This window comes from Opitutia bacterium (genome assembly GCA_016217545.1).
Classification (GTDB): Bacteria; Verrucomicrobiota; Verrucomicrobiia; order Opitutales; family Opitutaceae; genus Didemnitutus.
In genome coordinates, this window is the sequence record JACRHT010000005.1 from 1 (window position 1) to 2,505 (window position 2,505).

Here is a 2,505-nt window from a genome sequence, read left to right on the forward strand (position 1 = left end):
CCTGCAACGTGTCGGGGAGGAGAAGTACCGGAATCGTCCCAGCGTCGGGCGTGAATAGCGGCGACGCGGCGATTTCCACTTGATAGTAAACGGCGCCGGGCGCGGTCGGTGTCGGAACGGTGTGAACGACCGCTGGATTCGTTGGGCCCGAATCGGGGGGCGTGACGCGTGTTCCGCCGCCGTTTGAGAATGGCTGTGTGCCGTGCGCGAGCGTCAAGGTGCCGTCTGCGAGGAGGGTCGCGGGGTCGGTCGCGGTTAGTCGGAGCGTTACGCTTGCGTCTGGATTCGCGCGGGCCGGAGAGGCGTTCGCGAGTGTCGGCGCAACGAGGCCAAGCGGAACGGCCACCTCGCCACCATCGGCGACGGAGACGCTCGTCACGGTTGCGCCCGCGAGGACCGAACGGGTACCCACCGAGAACGGCCGCGAGGCGACCGCCCGTACGCGATAGTTGGATGTCTTCGGCACGTCGATGGCTGTGGTGGCCCGTTCGAAAGCGGCAACTCGATTCCGTAGGTGCCGCCAAGGAGCCCTTGGTCGACGAGCGCCACGACCGATGTCGCGGCTGCGGGAATGCCAGTTGGGGTGAGCAACAGGCGCGACACGGCGGGGCCCGCATCCGCATCCGCGAAGGATAGGTAGCGCAAGGGTGGATGGGTGTTCGGCGACTGGCGAGTGGCGGCTCGAGATGGAGGTTTCGGGCGGGGAGTATGGGAAGAATGTGCTGGTTTCGCGTTTTCGGGAGACACGGGTTCTGTTGCTGAACGAGACTGGGGTTCGTCAGGGGTAGGTGTCGAAGAAGTTGGGGGCATCCGAGTGGGTGGGGTCCCGTGCTCGGGGGATTCTGGGAGGTTCGGACGGCAGGCCGAGGTGGTCGAGGATGGCGCGGATGGGAGCGGGCTCCGTGAGGACGGCAATAAACTCGAGGCGGCCGTCGCAGCGGGGACAGCGGAGCGCGTCGACGTCGTAGACTCGCTTGAGGAGCGTGGCCCATTCAATGCGGGAGAGGCGTGTGGTCGTGACGGCGAGGAGGGTCGCGAGGGACGTTGTCGCGGCACGGGTGGGAGGCGGAGCCGTCGTGAATGCGAAGGCGGGCGTGGTGACGAACGCGGGCACGGACACGGGCGCGGATGCGGCGCAGGGCGCGAGAGGCCGGTCGATCGCCCTTCGGCCAGTGTTGACGCGAACGACGCGGCGTCGCAGCGGTGAGTTTGGCGCGAGGACGCCGTGATAGTGGAGGAGGGGATAGAAGGGCGGCGGGACAAGAGACGCGAGACGGCGGAGGAAGTTGACTGGCGTGAGGATGAGAAAGGTCTTGCCGGCGCGAGGTTTCTTCATCTTGTAGGCGATGTGGCCGTCCGCGGTTTCTGACAAACGCTCGATGCTGAAAGGGTGTCGCGCACCGTAGCGGCAGAGTCGTTCGCGCCCGTCGAAGTCGCCGGCCTTGATTCGGACGCTCGCGTCGATGCTGAAGCCGCAGGTGTCGTCGTTCGGTGTCGACGGTTGGCGTCTTCGCGTCGGCGGTGGCGCGGAAGGAACGACGGCGCCCGCGCTGTCAAGGTTGGCGAAGAGGCCCGGCGTTGGAGTCTGATCGGCGCACGCGCGGAGGTCGCCATCGCCGATGAGGCCGCGGCGTTTCAGCAGCGTTCGCACGCGGCGAAGAACCGCGAGGGTGAGCGCGTGAACGTTGTTCGCTGCGGGGGATTGAGACGGTTGAAAGACAAGCGACTCGCCGTGCTTGGCCGGAACGTAGACGCCGTCGAGGGCGAGGATGTGGAAGTGCACGTGGAGATTGAGCGCGCTGCCGAATCGCTGCACGAAGGAAACGGCGCCCGTCTTCGCGTCCTGGAGCCCGCACGCTTCGGTGTGCCATTTCGAAACGACGTCGACAAGGATGCGAAGGACCGCGGTGAGGAGGTGTGGGTCCCTGGCCACGAGGAACTGGAGATCGAAAGGCATCGAAAGGACCCATTGACGAATGGGGACGTCGGGCAAGACATGGTCGACGAGATGGGCGCTGGTGTTCGCCATTCGTCTCGCGCCACAGGATGGACATAGGCCACGCCGCTTACAGGAGAAGGCCACGAGGATATCGGCACCGCACTGCTTGCAGCGCGCTCGGGCGAAACCGTGGGCGAGGACGCCGCACCGGACGTACTTGCGGAATTCCTGCTCCACGTACCGCGGGAGCGTGTCAGTGTTATCCGTTTTCGTGAGAGCGAAGAACGTCTCAAGGTGGTCGCGGACGACGCGGTGAAGGAGTGTCGACTCGGGCGTGTGGCGTTTGTAGATGCCGGACGACACGAAGAGCACGTTGGCAAGCGAAGGGCCATTCCGTTTCTCCTGGGCGCTCGTGCGCCGGTGTCATCGCGCGGTCCGAATCCGCTCGGGTCTCTGGTCCGTTTCGGCCCAGCGGGAGATGAGGCGCGATTTCGCGAGGGCGCGCGCGAGGATGTGGACGAAGAGGGCGGCGAAGGCGAGGAAGATGGCGACCTCGATGACGCTGA

1 protein-coding gene is annotated in these 2,505 nt (G+C 65.8%); it reads right to left on the bottom strand.

The genetic code is table 11. The features are described 5' to 3' along the window. Window positions 1-778 precede the first annotated feature (778 nt). Window positions 779-2,311 carry a transposase gene (locus tag HZA32_04850; GenBank protein ID MBI5423391.1) on the bottom strand — a complete coding sequence of 511 codons (1,533 nt, stop codon included), beginning with the start codon at window positions 2,309-2,311 and terminating at the stop codon, window positions 779-781. Window positions 2,312-2,505 lie beyond the last annotated feature (194 nt).